Raw genomic sequence first — 17,568 nt, 5'->3', positions numbered from 1 at the left:
CGGGCGAAGTACCGGTCGGCCGTGTCGCCGCCGGCCTGGCGTTTGCGGGCGTTGTAGACGAGGAACTTCGTCACCTCGCCGAGCGCCCGCCCCTCTTTCCGGGAGTAGGCGACCAGCCCGACACCGCCGCGCTGGGCGCCGAGGATGCACTCCTCGATCGCATGGGTCAGGTACGGGCGGCAGGTACAGATGTCCGAGCCGAACACGTCCGAGCCGTTGCACTCGTCGTGGACGCGCGCTGTCAGCTCGACGGCGGGATCGGCCGGCGCGCGCGGATCGCCGAAGATGTAGACCGTCTGCCCACCGATCGGCGGCAGGAACACGTCGAGGTCCGAGCGGGTCACCAGTTCCGGGTACATGCCCCCGGTCTCCTCGAAAAGCGCTCGGCGCAAATCGGTTTCGCTGCAGCCGAACCGCTGCGCCACCCCGGGCAGGTACCAGACCGGTTCGATCGCGGCCTTGGTCACCTGCGCCGCCCCGGTCGTGAGCAGCACCCGCCCGTCCGGGGTCAGGCGTCCCTTCAGGATGGCGTCGTGCACCTCCGGCAGGACGACCTGGGCCTTGGTCACCGCGATGGTGGGGCGGATGTCGACACCGGCGGCGATCTCGCCGGCGAAGACGTCGGCGACCATCGCGCCCCACGGGTCCAGGCTGACGATCGCCGCCGGGTCGGTCCACTGCGGGTGCGGTCCGATCACGTCCGTCGGGGCCGTGTCGGTCAGGTCGGCACGGTGTTCGCGCGACAGTTGCCCCGCGGCGACGGCCAGCGCCCGGTAGACGCCGTAGGCGCCGCTGTGCGTGCCGATCACGTTGCGGTGCGCCCGTCTGGTGGTGGTGCCCACCACCGGCCCGCGGTCCGCCGCGGTGGACGCCCCCCAGCGCAGCTGCGGCGCCTCGGCACCGCCGCTGTGCGACGTCAGCCTGATGTGGCCGCCCGGGTGTCTGGCGGGTGGCGGCGCGGCATCGGCGGACATCGGCCTCCTCGGCGAACTGCACGCTCAGCGGAAAGCCGCCAGCTTAATCACTGCGCGCGATCCGCGCCGGTCGTCATTCACACCGGCCACTGCTCGCGGCGGTATCCGGCATCGAAGAACATCCACTCGTACCGCGAGGTCGTCACGAAATGCGCACGCGCGGCGGCCTCCTCGGCCGCGGTGAGGTGCGGGCCGACCCGGTCGGCGAGCGCGAGCACCTCGGTGACCGTGGCGGCGAACTCGTCACCGCCGTAGCTGTCGATCCACCGCTGGTACCGGGGATCGGTGGAGCCGCGGGCCAGCAGTTCGGCCCCGACCTCGGCATAGATCCAGTAGCACGGCAGCACCGCGGCCAGCCCGTCGGCGAAACTCCCGTCGTACACGGTCGCGAGCAGGTAGCTGTTGTAGGCCTGCGTGGTCGGGGACACCGGCACGCCGTCCACCGCGTCGGGGGACAGGCCGAGCGCGGGCAGCAGCTCGGCGTGCAGCGCGAGTTCGACGTCGAACACCTCGGCGGCGTGCCTGGCGAACATCGCGGTGTCGGCCAGTGTCGGCGCCTTGCCCGCCACCAGCGCGAGCGCCCTGGCGTAGGTCCGCAGGTAGTGGACATCCTGCGCGACATATCCGGCGAACGCGTCGGGGTCCAGACTGCCGTCGGTGAGGCCGGTGACGAACGGGTGGGCCACGATCGCGTCGAAGATCGGCGCGATCTCGGTCCACAGCTTCGTCGTCCACGAGTCAGGATCGTGGGAACCGATGCGCGGGGCGACGCTCATACCGGGTGTTCCTTTCATCGATGAGTTTCCGGCAGCCGCGTGGTCGATACCAATGTCCACACCGACCGATCTGCCGGAGGCCGACTGTAATGACCGAACCGAAAGCCCTGCCGCCCGTGGTCGACGCCCAGACGTGGCGGGCGGCTCTGGACGAACTCCGCAAGCGCGAGAAGGCCGCCACCCGTGAACTCGATGCGATCGCCGCGCAACGCCGGCGCCTGCCGATGGTGCAGATGCCCGACTACACGCTGATCGGCGCCGACGGCCCGGTCCGGCTGGTCGACGTGTTCAAGGGACGGTCGCAGCTGATCGTCTACAACCACATGTGGTCCGACGGCGCCGAATGGCAGTGCGGTGGCTGCACCGGCTACACCTCGCAGTTCACCCGGCTGGAGTTCCTCGACAACTACGACGCGAGGTTCGTCATCGTCACGTCCGGCCCGATCGAGGAGGCGCTGGCGTACCGGAGGAAGGTCGGCAACACGATGGAGTGGTACTCGTCGGCGCAGAGCCCGTTCGCCGCCGACGTCGACGCCGCGCCGAACACCGGTTTCGGGGTCAACGTGCTCCTGCGCGACGGCGACACCGTGTACCGGACATGGCACACCAACGGCCGCGGCACCGAACAGCTCAGCCACACCTTCCCGTTGATCGATGTGCTGCCGTGGGGCCGGCAGGAGGAATGGCAGGACTCACCCGAGGGCTGGCCGCAGCGACCGACCTACTCGGGCTGGCTGGATTCCCCGGACATCGCGCGCCTGTACGGACCGCGCTGAACCCCGTCGCGACGGGTCGGATCGGGCTTGGCAGACTGTGCGCATGGCACAGATAACTTTGCGTGGAAACCCGATCAACACCGTCGGCGAGCTGCCCACCGTCGGGTCTGCCGCACCCGCCTTCACACTCACGGGCACCGATCTCGGCACAGTCGGTACCGACCAGTTCGGCGGCAAGCCCCTGCTGCTCAACATCTTCCCGTCCGTCGACACCCCGGTGTGCGCGGCCAGTGTCCGCAAGTTCAACGAGCGTGCCGCCGCAGGCGGGGTGTCGGTGCTGTGCGTGTCGAAGGATCTGCCGTTCGCGCAGAAGCGCTTCTGCGGCGCGGAGGGCATCGAGAACGTCACAACGGCCTCGGCGTTCCGCGACAGCTTCGGTGACGACTTCGGCGTCACGATCACCGACGGACCGATGGCCGGACTGCTGGCCCGCGCGGTCGTGGTGGTCGGCGCCGACGGCAAGGTCGCCTACACCGAGCTGGTGCCCGAGATCGGCCAGGAGCCGGACTACGACGCCGCCCTGGCAGCGCTGAAGTCCTGACGCGCGACACACCATAGAGGGCGACGCGCCGGTATAGGTCACCGTTCGGTTCCGGTCCCGCATCCCTTTGATTCACCGTCCTGCGACGACGTCAAAATGCCACGTCACGTGGTGTAGAAGTGGTTGTAGTGACTGTTGTTAATCATTGAGTCCAGCGTCGGCGACGGCGCTGGCGGCGGGAAAGCGGTGGAACTGCAATGCGACGCGTCTTCATCTTCGTGATCGGTCTCGCCCTGGTGTTGGCGACACCGGGACTCGCGTCGGCTCAGCCCGCGCGGTCGGCGACCAACCAGAAAGCGGTCGAGGTCGTCATCGCGCGGGCCCTGTCTCAGCGTGGGGTCCCGTTCGCCTACGGCGGCGGTGGCGCGTCCGGACCGAGCAAGGGCACCGTCGCGGCGCCCACCGCCCCCGACCAGGCCGAGATCGAGGCACAGTCATCGGATCTGGTGCCCGGCCTGAACCTGCCGAGCGTCACGCCGAATCTCACCGTGCCGGTCCCGACTCCCGCCCCGCGCATCGAGGTGGTCGGGTTCGACGCCTCCGGCCTGATGGTCTACGCGTTCGCCGGTGTCGGGGTGAAGCTGCCGCGGTCGTCCGGCGAGATGTACAAGGTCGGGCAGAAAGTCCTTCCGGCGCAGGCCTTGCCGGGCGATCTGATCTTCTACGGACCGGACGGGACACAGAGCGTGGCCCTGTTCGTCGGTAACGGCCAGATGGTGGAGACCACCGATTCCGGCGTGGCGGTCTCGCCGGTTCGCACCAACGGCATGACGCCTTACCTGGTGCGTATCATCGCCTGACCGGTCAGGATCTGCCGTTTCGCCTCCGGCTCAGGGCGCGACAGCGCCCGGCACGCGGTAGGCGAACGACTTCTTCTGCCGCTCCTTCATCTTCTCCAGGCACTGGTGGTGCTTGCGGGCGTGGTAAGCCAGCGGGAAATAGGTCAGCCGGTCGGGCAGCACCCGGTAGGCCGTCCGGATCATCGCGTAGATGCGGTCGAGTCGGCGTTGCTCTTCCGCGCTCCACGTGACGCCGAGCTTGGCGCGCAGGCGCGGGTCCAACAGGCCGACGATCGACAGGTAGTTCAGGCGCAGCCCCGGACGCGCCACCGCCCGCGCCAGTGGGTGCAGTGCTCTGGGCAGGGACGGCGGGAGTTCGGCCTTGCCCGTGTTCAGGTCCTCGATCAGCTGCAGGGCCTGCGGGGTGGCCTCCAGCCTGTCGACCCAGGATTCGAAGTACTCGTCCATCTCGGCGATGGTTTCCGGGTAGCCCCGCATCGGCACGTGCAGCAGCCGCGCCAGCCTGCGGTTGTCGCGGAGCAGTTCGATCTTCTCGGCCTCGGTGAAGTCCCGCCCGATCAACAGGCGACCGCCCTGTGCCGTGACGATGTACCCGGTCGCGATGACCCATTGGTAGGACTGCGGGTTCAGGGCGCTGATCTGCTTGCCGGAGGCGGCGCTCTTCATCGTTATCGGCTGGTGCATCGCGCGCACGCGGTTGCCTTCGGCCACGGCCTCGGTCCCGCCGTAGGTCCAGCGCAACACCGAGTCGATCGACCGGATGGCCCGTCCGCCGGGATCCCCGTGGAACGCCGCGGAATAGCGGCCGGTGATCTCGGCGATCACGGGTTCCATGGCCTGCATCATGAACGCGGCCCCGTCGACGATCAGGAACGTCCACCGCCCGGTGTGCTCGGCGGTGAGCGAGTCCATCGGAACCAGTTCGGGTGCACCCGATCGGCCCTCGCCTGTCGAGACTTCCGCGTCGGTCGTGGCGGTCATGGCTGTGGCATACCTCCTGTAAGCGGGTTGCCGCACGCTAATATGACCGTAAGGTCGCATTCAAGTCGCGTCAGGAGCATCAATGAGCTCACGTAAACGCAGTTCAGAGCGACGCAAGTTACCTCAGCAGCAGAGATCCCGCGATATGGTCGCAAAAATTGTGGGCACGACGGCGAGTCTGCTGCTCAAGACCGACCCCGATCAACTGACCACCAACCTGATCGCGGACCGAGCCGGTGTCAGCAAGGGCTCGATCTATCAGTACTTCGCCGACAAAGACGAGATCATCAGCGCCGCCATCGAGCGGCTGGCTGCTCAGCAGGCGCCGGCGATCGAGGAGATGCTGAGGTCGGTGACCCTGGATGAGCCGGAGACGGCGATGCAGTCGTCGATCGACATCCTGATCGACGTCACGATCGCCAACCGTCGCCTGATCCGCTACCTCGCCGAACGACCCGACTACACCAGGGCATTCGAGAACATCTCCGGTCTCAACGCGACACTGCTCGCGATGGCCACGTTGCACATGGGCCACTACCGCGACCAGTACCGCGACGAGCTCAGCCCACGTGCCCTCGCCTGGCTGTTCTTCAACATGGCCGTCTCCACCACGCTGCGCTACATCGAATCCGACGATCCGATCAGCCTCGAAGAGCTCCGGAGCGGACTCAAGTTCGCCTCGGCCGGGCTTCTGGTCGGCAGCCGCGCCTAGCCGGCCCCCGGTGGCTACACGGGGGTAGCAAAGAGATTTCCACCAGGTAAATACCGGCTGGACAGGTCGCGTCGATATTCGCTGCCCAACGTCTGAATGAGGGCGTCCCGCCCCGCCGGCGAAGCGTGTCGGCACACTCGCCGTGGCCGATCCGGCGCCCCCCCGCGGACGAGATGCGGCCAAGAATTGTGACATCAACAGGCGTCCATTATTGTCATCTCGCCCCACTCGGTCTCGGTCCAGCTTCTTCGGACCTCCCCACGCAAAGGACTCCACGTGCGCGGACTTCTCGCCACGGTTGGTGCCGCCTCGGTTGCTGCACTGACCCTTACCGCTCCGCAGCCGTACTCGCTAGCAGCAAACGTCCTGACGGTCACGGGCTACACCGCGGGCGGGGCGCTGCGGTGGGACATGAGCGAGGCATTCCAGGGCAGCTACTGCGACGCCGACTCGGGCAACACCTGCACGCCGGTCAGATATCTGTCCGGGCTGCCGCTGGTGGGCGAGGCCGACGGGTTGCGGGCCCTGCGGTCAGCCATCGGGTCGTCGGCGGGACCGACGATCGTGATGGGCTACTCGCAGGGGGCGCTGATCGCCGCGGACTGGATCGAGCGGGACGGGGACCGCGCCGACAGTCCGCGTCCCGAGGATCTGTCGTTCGTGTTGTTCGGCAACTCGGTGCGCAAGTACGGCGGGGTGCGACCGGCCTTCGACATCGATCCACCGACCCCGGAGGGCGATTACCACGTCACCGACATCGCGCTCGAGTACGACGGCGCCGCGGACTTCCCGGACAATCCGTTCAACCTGCTCGCGCTCGCGAACGCGTTCGCCGGTTTCCAGTACGTACACATCTACGGATACGACGACGCCGATCTGGAGGATGGCGACAAACTCGTCTGGGTCGACGGCAACACCACCTATGTGTTGATCCGGCAACAGAACATTCCGCTGCTGGAGCCGCTGCGCCGGCTCGGACTCCACGACCTGGCCGACAGGCTCAACGGCCCACTCAAGGAGATCATCGACTCCGCCTACGATCGCGACTACCCCGGCCTCCTCGACCCGGAAAACTCTGCGCCACAGTCTGTTTCGAACGGCGCCGAGGAGGAGGTCGCGGACGACCTCACCGTGGACGCGACGGTGGATGCCGCCCCGTCCCTCAGGCTGGGATCGGGCACCGGAACGGCGACACTCGGCTTCACCGACGAGGACGAAAAAGACTCCACCCCAGTCGATCTCGCCGATGACGTCGACCATGACGCCGAACAACCGCTCGACGAGGCCCCGGTGGACGACAGTTCCGACGATGTCGCCGACGAGACCGCCGAGGACGAGACCGCCGAGGACGAGGAAACCGGTGACGAGGAAACCGGTGACGCCGAGAGCGGATCCGACGAACCCGAATCCGACTCCGACGACGCTACGTCCGGCGCGTCCGGGGGCGGGTCGGAGCCGGACTCAGACTCCGATTCGGCCGGCTCGGCCGAGTAACACTCGACACATCACATGCCCTGCGGCGCAACGTAATCGCTGTCAGGGCCGGCACCCCGCCTAGACTGCAGGCATGCACCGCGACACGGCTGGGGACGTCGCCGTCCCCGAAGGACTGCTCCGGATCGAGGACTGCCTCGACTCCTCGGGCGGCATCGTGCTGCCACCCGGAGTGACGCTGATCTCACTGATCGACCGCAACATCGCCAACGTCGGCGACGCGGTGGCGTACCGCTTCCTGGACTTCTCCGGCCCCGGCGGGGGACTGGCCGCCGAGCTGACGTGGGGCGAACTCGGTGTGCGGATGCAGGCGATCGGTGCGCTCCTACAGCGGGTGGCCGGCCGGGGGGACCGGGTGGCGATCCTGGCCCCGCAGGGGCTGGAGTACGTGGCCGGCTTCTTCGCCGCGGTGAAGGCGGGCACCATCGCCGTGCCTTTGTTCGCCCCGGAGTTACCCGGCCATGCCGAACGCCTCGATGTGGCGTTGCGCGACTCACGACCGGCGGCGGTGCTGACGACCGCCGCGGCCCGCCGCGCGGTCGAGGATTTCCTGGCAGCGATGAGCGAGGCCGAGCGGCCGGCGGTCATCGTGATCGACGAGGTCCCCGACACCGCGGCGCGCGACTTCGACCCCGTGGTCATCGACGTCGAGGACGTCTCCCACCTGCAGTACACGGGTGGAGCCACGCGGCCGCCGGTCGGGGTGGAGATCACCCACCGTGCCGTCGGCACCAACCTGCTGCAGATGATTCTGTCGATCGACCTGCTCGACCGGAACACCCACGGCGTCAGCTGGTTACCGCTCTACCACGACATGGGACTGTCCATGATCGGGTTCCCCGCGGTGTACGGCGGCCACTCCACGCTGATGTCGCCGACGGCGTTCATCCGCCGTCCCCTTCGCTGGATCGAGGCATTGTCGGCCGGAGCGCGCACCGGGCGTGTCGTGACGGCCGCACCGAACTTCGCCTACGAATGGACCGCGCAGCGGGGAGTTCCCCGCGACGGCTCCGACATCGACTTGCGCGACGTCGTGCTGATCATCGGTTCCGAACCGGTCAGCATCGCCGCGATCGACACGTTCAGCGCCGCGTTCGCGCCGTTCGGCCTGCCGCGCAGCGCTTTCAAGCCGTCCTACGGTTTGGCCGAGGCGACCCTGTTTGTCTCGACGATCGAGCCGGCCGAGGAAGCCCGCGTGGTGCATCTCGACCGTGCACGGCTGTCCGAGGGGCGCGCGGTGCCGGTGGCCGCCGACGACGAGCGCGCGGTTCCCCAGGTGTCCTGCGGCCGGGTGGCGCGCAGCCTGTGGTGCGTGATCGTCGACCACAACGGTGACGAGTCGCCCGACGGACGCGTCGGCGAGATCTGGTTGCAGGGCGACAACATCGGCCGCGGCTACTGGGGCCTGCCCGAACAGACCGAGGCCACCTTCCAGGCGCGGCTGAACTCGACATTGCCCTCGGGCGGCCACGCCGCGGGCGCCGATGTCGGCGCGACCTGGTTGCGGACAGGCGATCTCGGGTTCTACCTCGACGGCGAACTGTACGTGACCGGCCGCGTGGCCGATCAGCTGTCGGTCGCCGGGCGCAGTCACTATCCGCAGGACATCGAAGCCACCGTGGCCGCTGCGTCGCCGATCGTGCGGCGTGGGTATGCGGCGGCCTTCACCGTGGACGCCGGCGTGGTGGTCGTGGCCGAACGCGCCGCGGGAACCGCGCGCGCCGACACGGCTACGGCGATCGAGGCGGTGAGATCGGCGGTGCGGCAACGGCACGGTGTCCCGGTCATCGATGTGCGGGTGGTCCCCGCCGGCGCGCTTCCGCGCACCACCAGCGGCAAGCTGGCCCGGCGTGCGTGCCGGGCCGACTATCTGGCCGGCGCGTTCGACTGAACCCTCAGACCGGGGGAAGCGCTCCGGCGACGGTGAACATCAGCACCAGGCCCGGCAGCAGGTTGGTCACCTGGTGCGCGACGATGCTCGCCGTGAGGTTGGTGGTGTACAGGCGCGCCAGACCGATCGGGACCGCGATCACCAACAGCAGCGGTATGCGGGTCCACTCCAGGTGCGCGACGGCGAACACCACGGTGCTCACGCCGAACGCGGCCCCGCGTCCCCAGCGTTGTCGCACCGCACCCCACAGCAGTCCGCGGTAGACGATCTCCTCGCAGACCGGCGCGACCACCACGATCAGGACGAACACCGCGATCGCCCACGCCCAGCCGCTCCGGATCCCGCCGAACACCTCGCCGGCCGCGGAATTGGCGTCCGCGCCGACGATCTGAACCCACAACAGCGACGCGGGGATGGTGACCAGCAGGCCGACGACGCCGAACAGCATTCCGGTGGCGGCGCCGCGCCAGTCCCAGTGCAGACCGAGATCGAGGCGGGGGCCGTTTCCCCGCAGCCGGGTGGCGACGATCGCCACGACCGCCGCACACGCGCTCGGCACCCCGACGACCAACAGCACCGTCGAGACGTGCACCTCTCCCGGGCCGCCGAGGGCGAAGCCGAGCAGCAGCGAGGTCGCCAGATACACCGCCTCGACGAGCAGGAAAGCGCCCAATCCCCAGCGGTGACGGGGTTCGGCCCGGTGTGCGACGACCACGGCCACACGCTAGTTCACGGGTCAGGTGATGGTGATGAACGGACTGATGACGTCGCGCACGAACTGAGCGATGTTGATCGACGGGTTCCCGTCGGGAAAGCTGACTGTCGCCAACACGTTCCCGCCCGCGGCGGCGAAATTGCCGTCGGCGCGGTCCTGATGCGAGGACGAGGTCACCAGGATGATGCCGGAGGTGCCGGCCTGCTTGGCCAGGGGCACCGAGAACGCGGCGTTCTGCACGGTGCTGTTGGCCCGATCTTCGACGATGATCCGGTGGTCGGGAATGCCGTAGAGGCGCAACATCTTGCGCATCTGCCCGGCTTCGGTGTTGCCGTTGCGCGGGTTGCCACCGGTCACGATGATCGGGGACTGCGGAAACATGTGCCCGACCGCCATTCCTGCCAGCACGCGGGTGTGCAGGATCGTGCGCATGGTGCCGTCGGGTTTGAGCCCGTAGCCGAGGATGACGATCGCCGGTTTCGAGAAGTCCTTGGCCACGAACGGCGGCGCGGCCGAGGCGGTGCCTGCAGCGGGCCCGACGGCCAGCAGGGCGGCCGCCATCGCCAGCGCGACGAACACCGCGCGTGCTCGCACCAGCGGACCGCGGAGTGTCACTGCAGATCGTTGACTCATCAGTCGGTTCATCGCCGCGGCGGCCGAAGTCATTACGGTCCGGTCTCGAACCCCCAACGATGCGTGATCATCGGCCGTCGGCGTTCGCATCACCGGCCGGCGCGTGCTCTGGTGGATGGTGATGTCCAACAACGCCTCTACGCCCCGTCGCGTCACTCTCGCCGCAGCCGCGGCACTCGCTTGGCTCCCGTTGACGCTCGCCACGGCGCCTGGCGCCTCACCGGCGCCTCCGTACGACGACAGCGGCTACCTCGATTCGACGGCCCGCTGCGCGGCGCCCGCCACCGTGGTGGTGTTCGGCAGCACCGGCGCCTCTCGGGTGGCGATCTGCCGCGACACCGACGGCGGTTACGAATACCGCGGCGTGCGCGTGCGCGACGGGGCCAGGCTGATCACGTCTGCGACGCAATCTTCGGACGGTGCGTTCACCGCCACCACCGACGGCGTGGAGTACATGGTGACGTCGAGTGCACTGGTGATCAGCGCGGGGGAGAAGGTGATCCGCGACGAACCGATGACGGACTTCCACCGTGCGGGCACGTCGGGCACCTCGACCCCGACGACACCGTCGCCCATCACGAAGCCCACCCCGCTGCCACCGCCGTTGCCCGCGGAGGTGGGCGGCGGCGGAAGCTGACGCGTCAGTCGCAGCGCGCCACGTCGTCGCCGACCCGGATCGCCCCCGATGACAACACCCGGAACACCGAACCTCCCCGTTGCCGCATCGCCGCGGCGGCACCCGGTGCGATCCAGTCGTCGAGCAGCCGGCATGGCGCGGCCACGCGCACCACTTCCAGTTCGACGTCGCCGATCCGAATCCGGGCGCCCGGCCGGGTGGGGATGTCCCCGGCGTCGATGGTGAGGTTGCGACGCGTGGCACCCGAATCGATGGCCTGACCGAGATCGGCCGCCGCCCGGTCCAGGAGCTCGCGGGACTGGACGGTGACGTGGCGGTGCTTGGCGCCGTGGTACCTGTCCCCGACGAGTCCCTTGCCGGCCTCGGCTTCGACCGCGGACACAGAACGCGTCGGCACCTTGCGTCCCGGTGCGAGGTGTATGGCGACGATCCGCACGGTGCGCCAGTCTATTGCGACGGCCGGAGGGGTCTGCGGGCCGAATTCCGACGCTGCGCCCGGCGAATGCCTGCGGAATTCGTCGCGAAATCGCGATTCCATTTGCTGCAGTTTTATCGCACCACTAAATGACGCCTGCGTCAGCAAATGGCCAGAATGTGAGAAATTGCCTCATCCAGGTAGACAGAGGGTCACATTATGGATACGTTTCGTCCGGGTCGGGGCCGAGCACAGCAACATAGGAGGGGCCCCGAGTCATGCCCACTGTCGCACGTACCTACGTCACCGCCGGGGTCGCCCTGGTGGGGGCGGGTGTCATCTCGGCGGCGCCGGTCACCACGCCACAACCACTGCACCGCACAGCAAGCTTCGAGATCGGTCTGGTCGCCGCCACCCAGGCTTGCGTGCCCGGCGAATCGAGCGCGCTGTGCGTCACCCCGTCGACCCCGTCGGGGAGTCCGGCCACCAACACTTTCACCCCGACCGCCGACAGCAGCAACATCTTCAACATCCCGGCCAACCTGTTTATCGCACTGGCGAATACGCCCTACAACTTCTTCACCGCACTCGGTTCCGGGAACGTCCACCTCGGCTCGGAGCCCGACGGCGGCCCGAGCTTCCGGCCGGGTTATGAAGGCGTCACACTGACCCAGCCCGACGGCAATGTCGTCGGCCTCGGCGCAAACCTGCACTACGGCGGCAGCTGGTGGGTCTACAGCCCCACCAACATCCTCGGAACCGACGCCGCGGACGTCACCAGGTATCAGGCGCTCGCCAACGTACTCGTACCGTTCCCTGCCCTGTCGGTGCCGCTGGGAAACATGATCGCCGCCATCGCCGCGTCCCAGCTTCCGATGGACGAAGGCTGCACCGGCACGGGCTCCGGGGCCTGCGACAACCCCTCGAGCATCCTCAGCAAAATGTTCGACGTTCGTGCCATCGGGGAACTGTTTTCGCCTGACGGATACACGTACCCGGAGTCGCGGGAAGGCATCACGTGCAGCGAGGACGGGCAGTGCTATGTCAAGGATCCCGACGGCCGGGAAGTCCCGTGGTCGGGCGAAACCGTCAAGCTGGATCCCTTCGCGCCGTTCTCCAACTTCTACGACAGCCTGACCGCAACCCCGGACTTCTCCGAGATCAAGTTCCCGACGTTCGAGCTCGTGATGGAGAGTCTGGCCAGCTTCGCCCGCGGTCTGAACACCGCCTACAACCCGTTCGTGCTCGGCACGCAGTGCAACATCTGCGCGCCGTTCGTCCCGAACCCGGATAACCTGCCGGTGCCCGGACCGGTCTTCGAGGATCCCGACGCCACGCCGACCACCGAGGACGCCGAGGTGACCGCGGCCGGCGAGACCACCGAGACCGAGAGCACCGCGGCCGGCGAGACCACCGAGACCGAGAGCACCGAGGTCAGCGAGGTCAGCGAGACCGAGAGCACCGAGGTCAGCGAGGTCACCGAGGTCAGCGAGGTCACCGAGCCCACCGCGGTCACCGAAAGCACCGACGCTGTTGAAGCGCTCGCCGCGGCGGACGCGCCGGCCGACGAGGTCGCCGAAGAGGTCGCCGAGGAGTCCACCGGCCCGAAGCACCGCAAACCGACCGCCACCGGCCAGGCGGTGAAGAACCTGCGGGATTCGATCAACTCGACGGTCTCCAAGCTGACCGACGGCTTCAAGAAGCCGAGCACGAAGACGGACGAGAAGAAGAAGACCGACGACTCCACCTCCGCCAAGAAGAGCAACGACTCCGGTTCGGATTCGGCGAGCAGCGATTCCGGCTCGGATTCGGGCGGCTCGGAGGACTGACGACCCGGCGAGAACGCGCCGACCTACCTGCTCACAGGTACGGGTCCGCCCAGGCACTGATGATGCGGGCCGCCCGGACCGCCTGGTCCTTACCGGTGAGCAGGTGGTCGGCGCCTTCGAGCGAGACGAAACTGCGGGGATGACGGGCGGTCCGGAAGATGTCGCTGGCGTTCGCGATGCCGACCGTGTTGTCCGTCGGCGAGTGCATCACCAGCAGCGCACGGCGCAGCGTCTTGATCCGTTCGCGTAGATCCGCGGCGCGGACATCCTCGACGAACTCGCGCCTCAGCGTGAGCGCCCGGCCGCCGATCAGCAACGGCGCCTCACCCTCGGCTTCGATACGAGCCACCACGGCGTCGTAGACGTGCTCGACATGCGCCGGCCGGAACGGCGCGCCGACACTGGCCACCGCGGCCACCGACGGGCAGCCGTGCGCGGCCGCGATCACCGCGGCGCCGCCGAACGAATGACCGACCAGCAGGCGCACCTCGTACCCACGGTCGGCCATGAACTCGACGGCGCGGATGGTGTCGGCGACCTTGTGGGAGAACGATCCGTCGCCCCAGTCGCCTTCGGAATCGCCCAGTCCGAGATTGTCGAACCGCAGCATGCCGATGCCCTCGCGGGCCAGCTGCTTGCAGATCCTGCTGGCCGCCGGACAGTCCTTGCCGAGCGTGAAGCCGTGGGCGAAAACCCCCCATCCACGGGTGGGGCCCTCGGGCATGTCGATCAGGCCGGCGAGCTCGGGCCCACTGCTGCTGGGGAAGGTGACGCGTTCTGCCACCGGCCCATCCTGTCATCGCGTGCCGGCGACGGGCACAAAGACGGCTTACGCCGCGTTGCCAGAACGGACAACAGCGGCGACACGTGAGGAGTCGATGGTGAAGATCCGGTTCGGAGTCGGCCTGGGCGCAGACCTGGAACATGACCAGCTGGCCGGGGTCGTCGACCATCTGGAGAGCACGGGTGTCGACTCGCTGTGGTTCTCCGAGCTGGTGTACTCACCCGCGGTGGAGCCGTTCGTCGGCATGACCTACGCCCTGGCCCGCACCACCCGGCTGAAGGTGGGCACCTCGGTCGCGGTGCTGCCCGGCCGGCACCCGGTGCTGGTCGCCAAGCAGCTCGCGTCACTGGCCGCGCTGGCCCCCAAACGCGTGCTCCCGGTGTTCGGCCTGCGTTCCGCGCTGCCCGCCGAGCGGGATGCGTTCGTGGTGCCGGACGGTGAGCGGGCGGCGGTGTTCGACGAGTCCCTGCGGTTGTTGCGGGCTGCCCTCACCGAGGACCGCGTCACGTTCCGCGGAGACCACTTCTCGGTCCGGGACGTCGATATCCGCCCCAAACCGTCTGCGCGCCTGGACATCTGGCTCGGCGGCTCGTCACAGGCCGGATACCGGCGCATCGGTGAACACGCAGACGGCTGGCTCGGCAGCTTCGTGACCCCGGCCGAGGCCGGCCAAGCCCGGCTGGCGATCCGGGACGCCGCGGAAGCCGCCGGCCGGCAGGTTCCCGAGGATCACTACGGCATCAACCTGGCGGTCGGCAACGGGGACCTGCCCGAACCCGTCCTCGCCGCGATCCGCCGTCGACGTCCCGATCTCGACCCCGCCGAGCTGATCGCTGCCGACTGGGCGCAGTTGCACCGCCAGATCGACGATTACCTCGCCGCCGGGCTGACGAAGTTCGTGGTCCGGCCCGCGGGCGATGCCGACCTGACGGATTTCCTCGACAGTTTCGTCAAAGAACTTCTGCCGCGCCAGAATTGACGAACAGGGCGCGCAGCGCACGGCGGTTCAGCTTGCCGCTGGGCAGCGTCGGGATCCGGTCACTGGTCGTGGTGACCCACCGGGTCGGAACCTTGTAGGACGACAGCGCGTCACGGGTGCGCTGCGCGACCGCCTGCACATCGACCTCGACGCCGGCCGGCACCAGCACCGCGCACACCTCCTCACCGCGCTCGGGATGCTCGACGCCGACCACCACGCATTGCGCGACGTCGTCGAAGCCCTCGATCACCGCCTCGACCTCCAGCGGCGACACGTTGGCCCCCGAGGTCTTGATCAGCTCGCTGGTGCGACCGACGTAGAACAGGCGCGGGTCGCCGGCCCGGCGGTACACGCGGTCACCGGTGTGATACCAGCCGTCGGCGTCGAACGTCTCGCTGCGTTCCCGCTTGTTGTATCCCGCCATCACACCGATCCCGCGGACCAGCAGTTCACCGACCTCGCCGTCGGGAACCGGTGTCCCGGTGTCGTCGACGATCTTCATGTCGGTGAACGCGAATCCGCCCGCGGTCTCGGACATGGTGCGGTGCACCGGGAATCCGTCCGGGACATTCGTCATCGCGATGTCGAGCGGGCCGTCGCGCAGCATCGGGGCCGAGCTCAGGTCCCGCTCGGCGAAGCCGGGATGTTCGCGCAACCGCTGGGTGAACGCGGGCCAGCCCACGATCCCGGTGGCGCGCTCCTTCTCGGCCAGGTCGAGTGCGGTACCGGCGTCCAGCTTCGGCATCACCAGCAGCGTCACGGGCTCGTGCAGGGCACCGGTCACGGCGAGCACGCCGCCGATCCAGAAGAACGGCATCGCCGACAGGATCACAGGGTCGGCGTCCGAACCGGAGATCGCGCGGATCGCCGTGGGCCACGTCGAGGTCTGGCGCACCAGCGTGCCGTGGGTGTGCATGACGCCCTTGGGATCCGCGGTCGAACCGGAGGTGTGCACCATGATCGCGAGGTCGGCGGGGGACACCTCGGCCTCGGCCGAGGTCAGGATCTCGGTCGCCACCGCGCCGGCGCCGTCCACGGCCGTCGCCCACGGGACGTCACCGTCACCGGTGAGCACGATGCGCCGCAGAAACGGCGTCTCGGGCAGCGCCAGCCGGGCGCCCTGGTGGGTGCCGAGTCCGGGTAGTGCTTCGCGCAACCGGTCGGCGACGTCGATGTCGAGCACCCGGGTGGGCGCGATCAGCATCGCCACATCGGCCAACCGGAGCACCTTGGCGAGCTCCGGTGGCCGGTACAGGGTGCTCAGCGGGACGGCGACGGCGCCGATCCGTGACACCGCCAGCCACCACGTCACCCACTCCACGCCGTTGGCGAAGAACAGGCCGATCCGGGTGCCCTTGCCCGCCCCCTGACCGAGCAGCCACCGGGCCTGCTCGGCCGACCGCCGGTCTGCGTCCGCGTAGGTGACTCGTTCGCTAGGTGTCACCACGTAGGTGCGTTCACCGTAGGCACATGCTGCGGCCGACAGCAGGGAGGGCACGGTCGGAGCTTCCACCCGTCGATCTTTACCGACGGCTCGTCGTCGGCGCTGTCGTATCGCGGTGGCAGTATCGGAAATCGTGACCGAACGCGCGACGCCGCCGATGAACACCGACGAACGCACGATGCTGGAGGCGTGGCTGGATTTCCAGCGGAGCACGCTGTTGCTCAAGTGCGAGGGGCTCGGCGACAAGCAGCTGCGTTCGGCCCCCGTACCGCCGTCGCCGCTGACGCTGCAGGGCCTGGTCCAGCACATGGCCGAGGTGGAACGCAACTGGTTCCGCCGCATCCTCGGCCGGGAGACCGCGCCGCCGATCTACGACCCCGCGGCCGACACCGACGGCCACGACGGCGGATTCGAGATTCTCGATGCAGTGTCCTTTGCCGACGCGGTGGCCACCTGGCGGGCCGAGATCGCGGCCGCCCGTGCGCACTGCGCCGGGTGCACGCTGGACGACACCCGGCCGTTCCACGGAACCGAGGTCTCGCTGCGCTGGATCTACCTGCACATGATCGGGGAGTACGCCCGCCACAACGGACACGCCGACCTCATCCGGGAGCGGATCGACGGCGCGACGGGCGTCTGAGTGCAAGACCGGGGCCGTCAGCCTGGATGAGGTTCGGTATCACCGAGCTCGAGGACGCGAAAGCCTGGGCGGCCGGCTGACCCCGCCGAAACATCACTACCGAAAACATCACTGTCGGTGGCGAAGTCGGCGTAGCGTGCGCTCATGCCCGCAGATCCAGCAGCTGTCGTCGCCGGTGGGATCCGGCTGGCGTCGGGTATCTCGTTTCTGATCGACCCGCTGCGCGCCAACAAGTGGTGGGGTGACCCCGACGAACCGCCCCCGACGGCGCGGCTGCTGCTGCGCTCCATGGGATACCGGGACGCGTTGATCGGTGGGTTACTGCTCGCCGCCGGCGTGCGGGGACGTGACACCCGCGGCTGGTTCCTGGCCTCCGGAGGCGCCGACGCGTCCGATCTGCTGGGCGGCATGAGCGTGCACGATTCGATGCGCCGGTCCCAGAAGCTCATCGGCCTCGGCGGCGCGGTCGTCGGGATCGGCGTCGGGTTGTGGGGCGCGACGCGGGAGCGCCGGTCGTCCTGAGAGCGCGGTCGCCCCGAGACCGCCG

19 protein-coding genes are annotated in these 17,568 nt (G+C 68.6%); 11 read left to right on the top strand and 8 right to left on the bottom strand.

Annotation, left to right across the window (positions count from 1 at the left end):
* The coding region (locus ASJ79_RS09960) for a GTP cyclohydrolase II (protein WP_067954634.1) at positions 1 to 974 on the bottom strand (974 nt) is incomplete at its 3' end.
* Between the two features lie 77 nt (positions 975 to 1,051).
* A complete protein-coding gene (gene tenA / locus ASJ79_RS09955; RefSeq protein WP_067954633.1) occupies positions 1,052 to 1,750 on the bottom strand; it encodes a thiaminase II in 699 nt (232 codons plus the stop codon).
* Positions 1,751 to 1,839: 89 nt separating this feature from the next.
* On the opposite strand from tenA, the gene ASJ79_RS09950 reads away from it, so the two are divergent.
* From ASJ79_RS09950 to ripD, 3 genes are all read left to right on the top strand, one after another.
* Entirely contained in the window at positions 1,840 to 2,526 is a 687-nt protein-coding gene (locus tag ASJ79_RS09950) for a DUF899 family protein (protein ID WP_067954632.1), read from the top strand.
* Between the two features lie 43 nt (positions 2,527 to 2,569).
* Positions 2,570 to 3,067: a thiol peroxidase gene (gene tpx / locus ASJ79_RS09945; protein WP_067954631.1), complete on the top strand. Its 498-nt coding sequence runs from the start codon at positions 2,570 to 2,572 to the stop codon at positions 3,065 to 3,067.
* A 197-nt stretch (positions 3,068 to 3,264) separates the two neighbouring features.
* On the top strand, positions 3,265 to 3,867 hold the full coding sequence (gene ripD, locus ASJ79_RS09940) for an NlpC/P60 family peptidoglycan-binding protein RipD (RefSeq protein ID WP_067954629.1): 603 nt from the start codon (positions 3,265 to 3,267) through the stop codon (positions 3,865 to 3,867).
* Between the two features lie 30 nt (positions 3,868 to 3,897).
* Here ripD and ASJ79_RS09935 read toward each other — a convergent pair whose 3' ends face one another.
* Positions 3,898 to 4,848 carry an oxygenase MpaB family protein gene (locus ASJ79_RS09935; RefSeq protein WP_067954628.1) on the bottom strand — a complete coding sequence of 317 codons (951 nt, stop codon included), beginning with the start codon at positions 4,846 to 4,848 and terminating at the stop codon, positions 3,898 to 3,900.
* A gap of 145 nt (positions 4,849 to 4,993) precedes the next feature.
* Here ASJ79_RS09935 and ASJ79_RS09930 point away from each other — a divergent pair, with 145 nt between their 5' ends.
* The 3 genes from ASJ79_RS09930 (at position 4,994) to ASJ79_RS09920 (ending at position 8,945) form a co-directional block, all read left to right on the top strand.
* Positions 4,994 to 5,560: a TetR/AcrR family transcriptional regulator gene (locus ASJ79_RS09930; protein ID WP_067954627.1), complete on the top strand. Its 567-nt coding sequence runs from the start codon at positions 4,994 to 4,996 to the stop codon at positions 5,558 to 5,560.
* A 276-nt stretch (positions 5,561 to 5,836) separates the two neighbouring features.
* Positions 5,837 to 7,054 carry a PE-PPE domain-containing protein gene (locus ASJ79_RS09925; protein ID WP_067954626.1) on the top strand — a complete coding sequence of 406 codons (1,218 nt, stop codon included), beginning with the start codon at positions 5,837 to 5,839 and terminating at the stop codon, positions 7,052 to 7,054.
* A 73-nt stretch (positions 7,055 to 7,127) separates the two neighbouring features.
* Positions 7,128 to 8,945, top strand: coding sequence for a fatty acyl-AMP ligase (locus tag ASJ79_RS09920; protein ID WP_067954625.1), 1,818 nt, complete (start codon positions 7,128 to 7,130; stop codon positions 8,943 to 8,945).
* Positions 8,946 to 8,949: 4 nt separating this feature from the next.
* On the opposite strand, the gene ASJ79_RS09915 is transcribed toward ASJ79_RS09920, so the two are convergent.
* Together ASJ79_RS09915 and ASJ79_RS09910 are read right to left on the bottom strand one after the other, a co-directional pair.
* Positions 8,950 to 9,660: a CPBP family intramembrane glutamic endopeptidase gene (locus ASJ79_RS09915; protein WP_067954657.1), complete on the bottom strand. Its 711-nt coding sequence runs from the start codon at positions 9,658 to 9,660 to the stop codon at positions 8,950 to 8,952.
* A 21-nt stretch (positions 9,661 to 9,681) separates the two neighbouring features.
* Positions 9,682 to 10,293 (bottom strand): YdcF family protein, encoded by a 612-nt coding sequence (locus ASJ79_RS09910; protein ID WP_369803643.1) that lies wholly within the window; start codon positions 10,291 to 10,293, stop codon positions 9,682 to 9,684.
* A gap of 121 nt (positions 10,294 to 10,414) precedes the next feature.
* Here ASJ79_RS09910 and ASJ79_RS09905 point away from each other — a divergent pair, with 121 nt between their 5' ends.
* Positions 10,415 to 10,930, top strand: a complete 516-nt coding sequence (locus ASJ79_RS09905; RefSeq protein ID WP_067954652.1) for a hypothetical protein — start codon at positions 10,415 to 10,417, stop codon at positions 10,928 to 10,930.
* Positions 10,931 to 10,934: 4 nt separating this feature from the next.
* Here ASJ79_RS09905 and ASJ79_RS09900 read toward each other — a convergent pair whose 3' ends face one another.
* Positions 10,935 to 11,312 (bottom strand): MOSC domain-containing protein, encoded by a 378-nt coding sequence (locus ASJ79_RS09900; protein ID WP_231750804.1) that lies wholly within the window; start codon positions 11,310 to 11,312, stop codon positions 10,935 to 10,937.
* A gap of 311 nt (positions 11,313 to 11,623) precedes the next feature.
* Between ASJ79_RS09900 and ASJ79_RS09895 the strand changes: the two genes are divergently transcribed.
* Entirely contained in the window at positions 11,624 to 13,174 is a 1,551-nt protein-coding gene (locus ASJ79_RS09895; RefSeq protein WP_067954624.1) for a hypothetical protein, read from the top strand.
* Between the two features lie 31 nt (positions 13,175 to 13,205).
* Here the strand turns inward: ASJ79_RS09895 and ASJ79_RS09890 are convergent, their stop codons facing one another.
* A complete protein-coding gene (locus ASJ79_RS09890; protein ID WP_067954622.1) occupies positions 13,206 to 13,958 on the bottom strand; it encodes a S9 family peptidase in 753 nt (250 codons plus the stop codon).
* A gap of 97 nt (positions 13,959 to 14,055) precedes the next feature.
* Between ASJ79_RS09890 and ASJ79_RS09885 the strand changes: the two genes are divergently transcribed.
* Complete coding sequence (locus tag ASJ79_RS09885; RefSeq protein ID WP_067954621.1) at positions 14,056 to 14,937, top strand: TIGR03854 family LLM class F420-dependent oxidoreductase; 882 nt, start codon at positions 14,056 to 14,058, stop codon at positions 14,935 to 14,937.
* On the opposite strand, the gene ASJ79_RS09880 is transcribed toward ASJ79_RS09885, so the two are convergent.
* On the bottom strand, positions 14,909 to 16,450 hold the full coding sequence (locus ASJ79_RS09880) for a class I adenylate-forming enzyme family protein (protein ID WP_082753755.1): 1,542 nt from the start codon (positions 16,448 to 16,450) through the stop codon (positions 14,909 to 14,911). The genes ASJ79_RS09885 and ASJ79_RS09880 overlap by 29 nt on opposite strands.
* Positions 16,451 to 16,538: 88 nt before the next feature.
* On the opposite strand from ASJ79_RS09880, the gene ASJ79_RS09875 reads away from it, so the two are divergent.
* Entirely contained in the window at positions 16,539 to 17,021 is a 483-nt protein-coding gene (locus ASJ79_RS09875; RefSeq protein ID WP_197420155.1) for a DinB family protein, read from the top strand.
* Positions 17,022 to 17,165: 144 nt separating this feature from the next.
* Positions 17,166 to 17,543, top strand: a complete 378-nt coding sequence (locus tag ASJ79_RS09870) for a DUF4267 domain-containing protein (protein WP_067954620.1) — start codon at positions 17,166 to 17,168, stop codon at positions 17,541 to 17,543.
* Positions 17,544 to 17,568: the final 25 nt, after the last annotated feature.

Source organism: Mycobacterium sp. NAZ190054 (genome assembly GCF_001545925.1).
Lineage (GTDB): Bacteria > Actinomycetota > Actinomycetes > Mycobacteriales > Mycobacteriaceae > Mycobacterium.
This window is presented reverse-complemented; position numbering and strand designations above follow the sequence as displayed.

Excerpts from the sequence above, each read along its gene's own strand:
- tenA (WP_067954633.1), bottom strand. The coding sequence starts at position 1,750 with ATGAGCGTCGCCCCGCGCATCGGTTCCCACGATCCTGACTCGTGGACG.
- ASJ79_RS09895 (WP_067954624.1), top strand. The coding sequence starts at position 11,624 with ATGCCCACTGTCGCACGTACCTACGTCACCGCCGGGGTCGCCCTGGTG.
- ASJ79_RS09870 (WP_067954620.1), top strand. The coding sequence starts at position 17,166 with ATGCCCGCAGATCCAGCAGCTGTCGTCGCCGGTGGGATCCGGCTGGCG.
- ASJ79_RS09950 (WP_067954632.1), top strand. The coding sequence starts at position 1,840 with ATGACCGAACCGAAAGCCCTGCCGCCCGTGGTCGACGCCCAGACGTGG.
- ASJ79_RS09935 (WP_067954628.1), bottom strand. The coding sequence starts at position 4,848 with ATGACCGCCACGACCGACGCGGAAGTCTCGACAGGCGAGGGCCGATCG.
- ASJ79_RS09875 (WP_197420155.1), top strand. The coding sequence starts at position 16,539 with ATGAACACCGACGAACGCACGATGCTGGAGGCGTGGCTGGATTTCCAG.
- ASJ79_RS09910 (WP_369803643.1), bottom strand. The coding sequence starts at position 10,293 with ATGAGTCAACGATCTGCAGTGACACTCCGCGGTCCGCTGGTGCGAGCA.
- ASJ79_RS09905 (WP_067954652.1), top strand. The coding sequence starts at position 10,415 with ATGTCCAACAACGCCTCTACGCCCCGTCGCGTCACTCTCGCCGCAGCC.
- ASJ79_RS09920 (WP_067954625.1), top strand. The coding sequence starts at position 7,128 with ATGCACCGCGACACGGCTGGGGACGTCGCCGTCCCCGAAGGACTGCTC.
- ASJ79_RS09930 (WP_067954627.1), top strand. The coding sequence starts at position 4,994 with ATGGTCGCAAAAATTGTGGGCACGACGGCGAGTCTGCTGCTCAAGACC.
- tpx (WP_067954631.1), top strand. The coding sequence starts at position 2,570 with ATGGCACAGATAACTTTGCGTGGAAACCCGATCAACACCGTCGGCGAG.
- ripD (WP_067954629.1), top strand. The coding sequence starts at position 3,265 with ATGCGACGCGTCTTCATCTTCGTGATCGGTCTCGCCCTGGTGTTGGCG.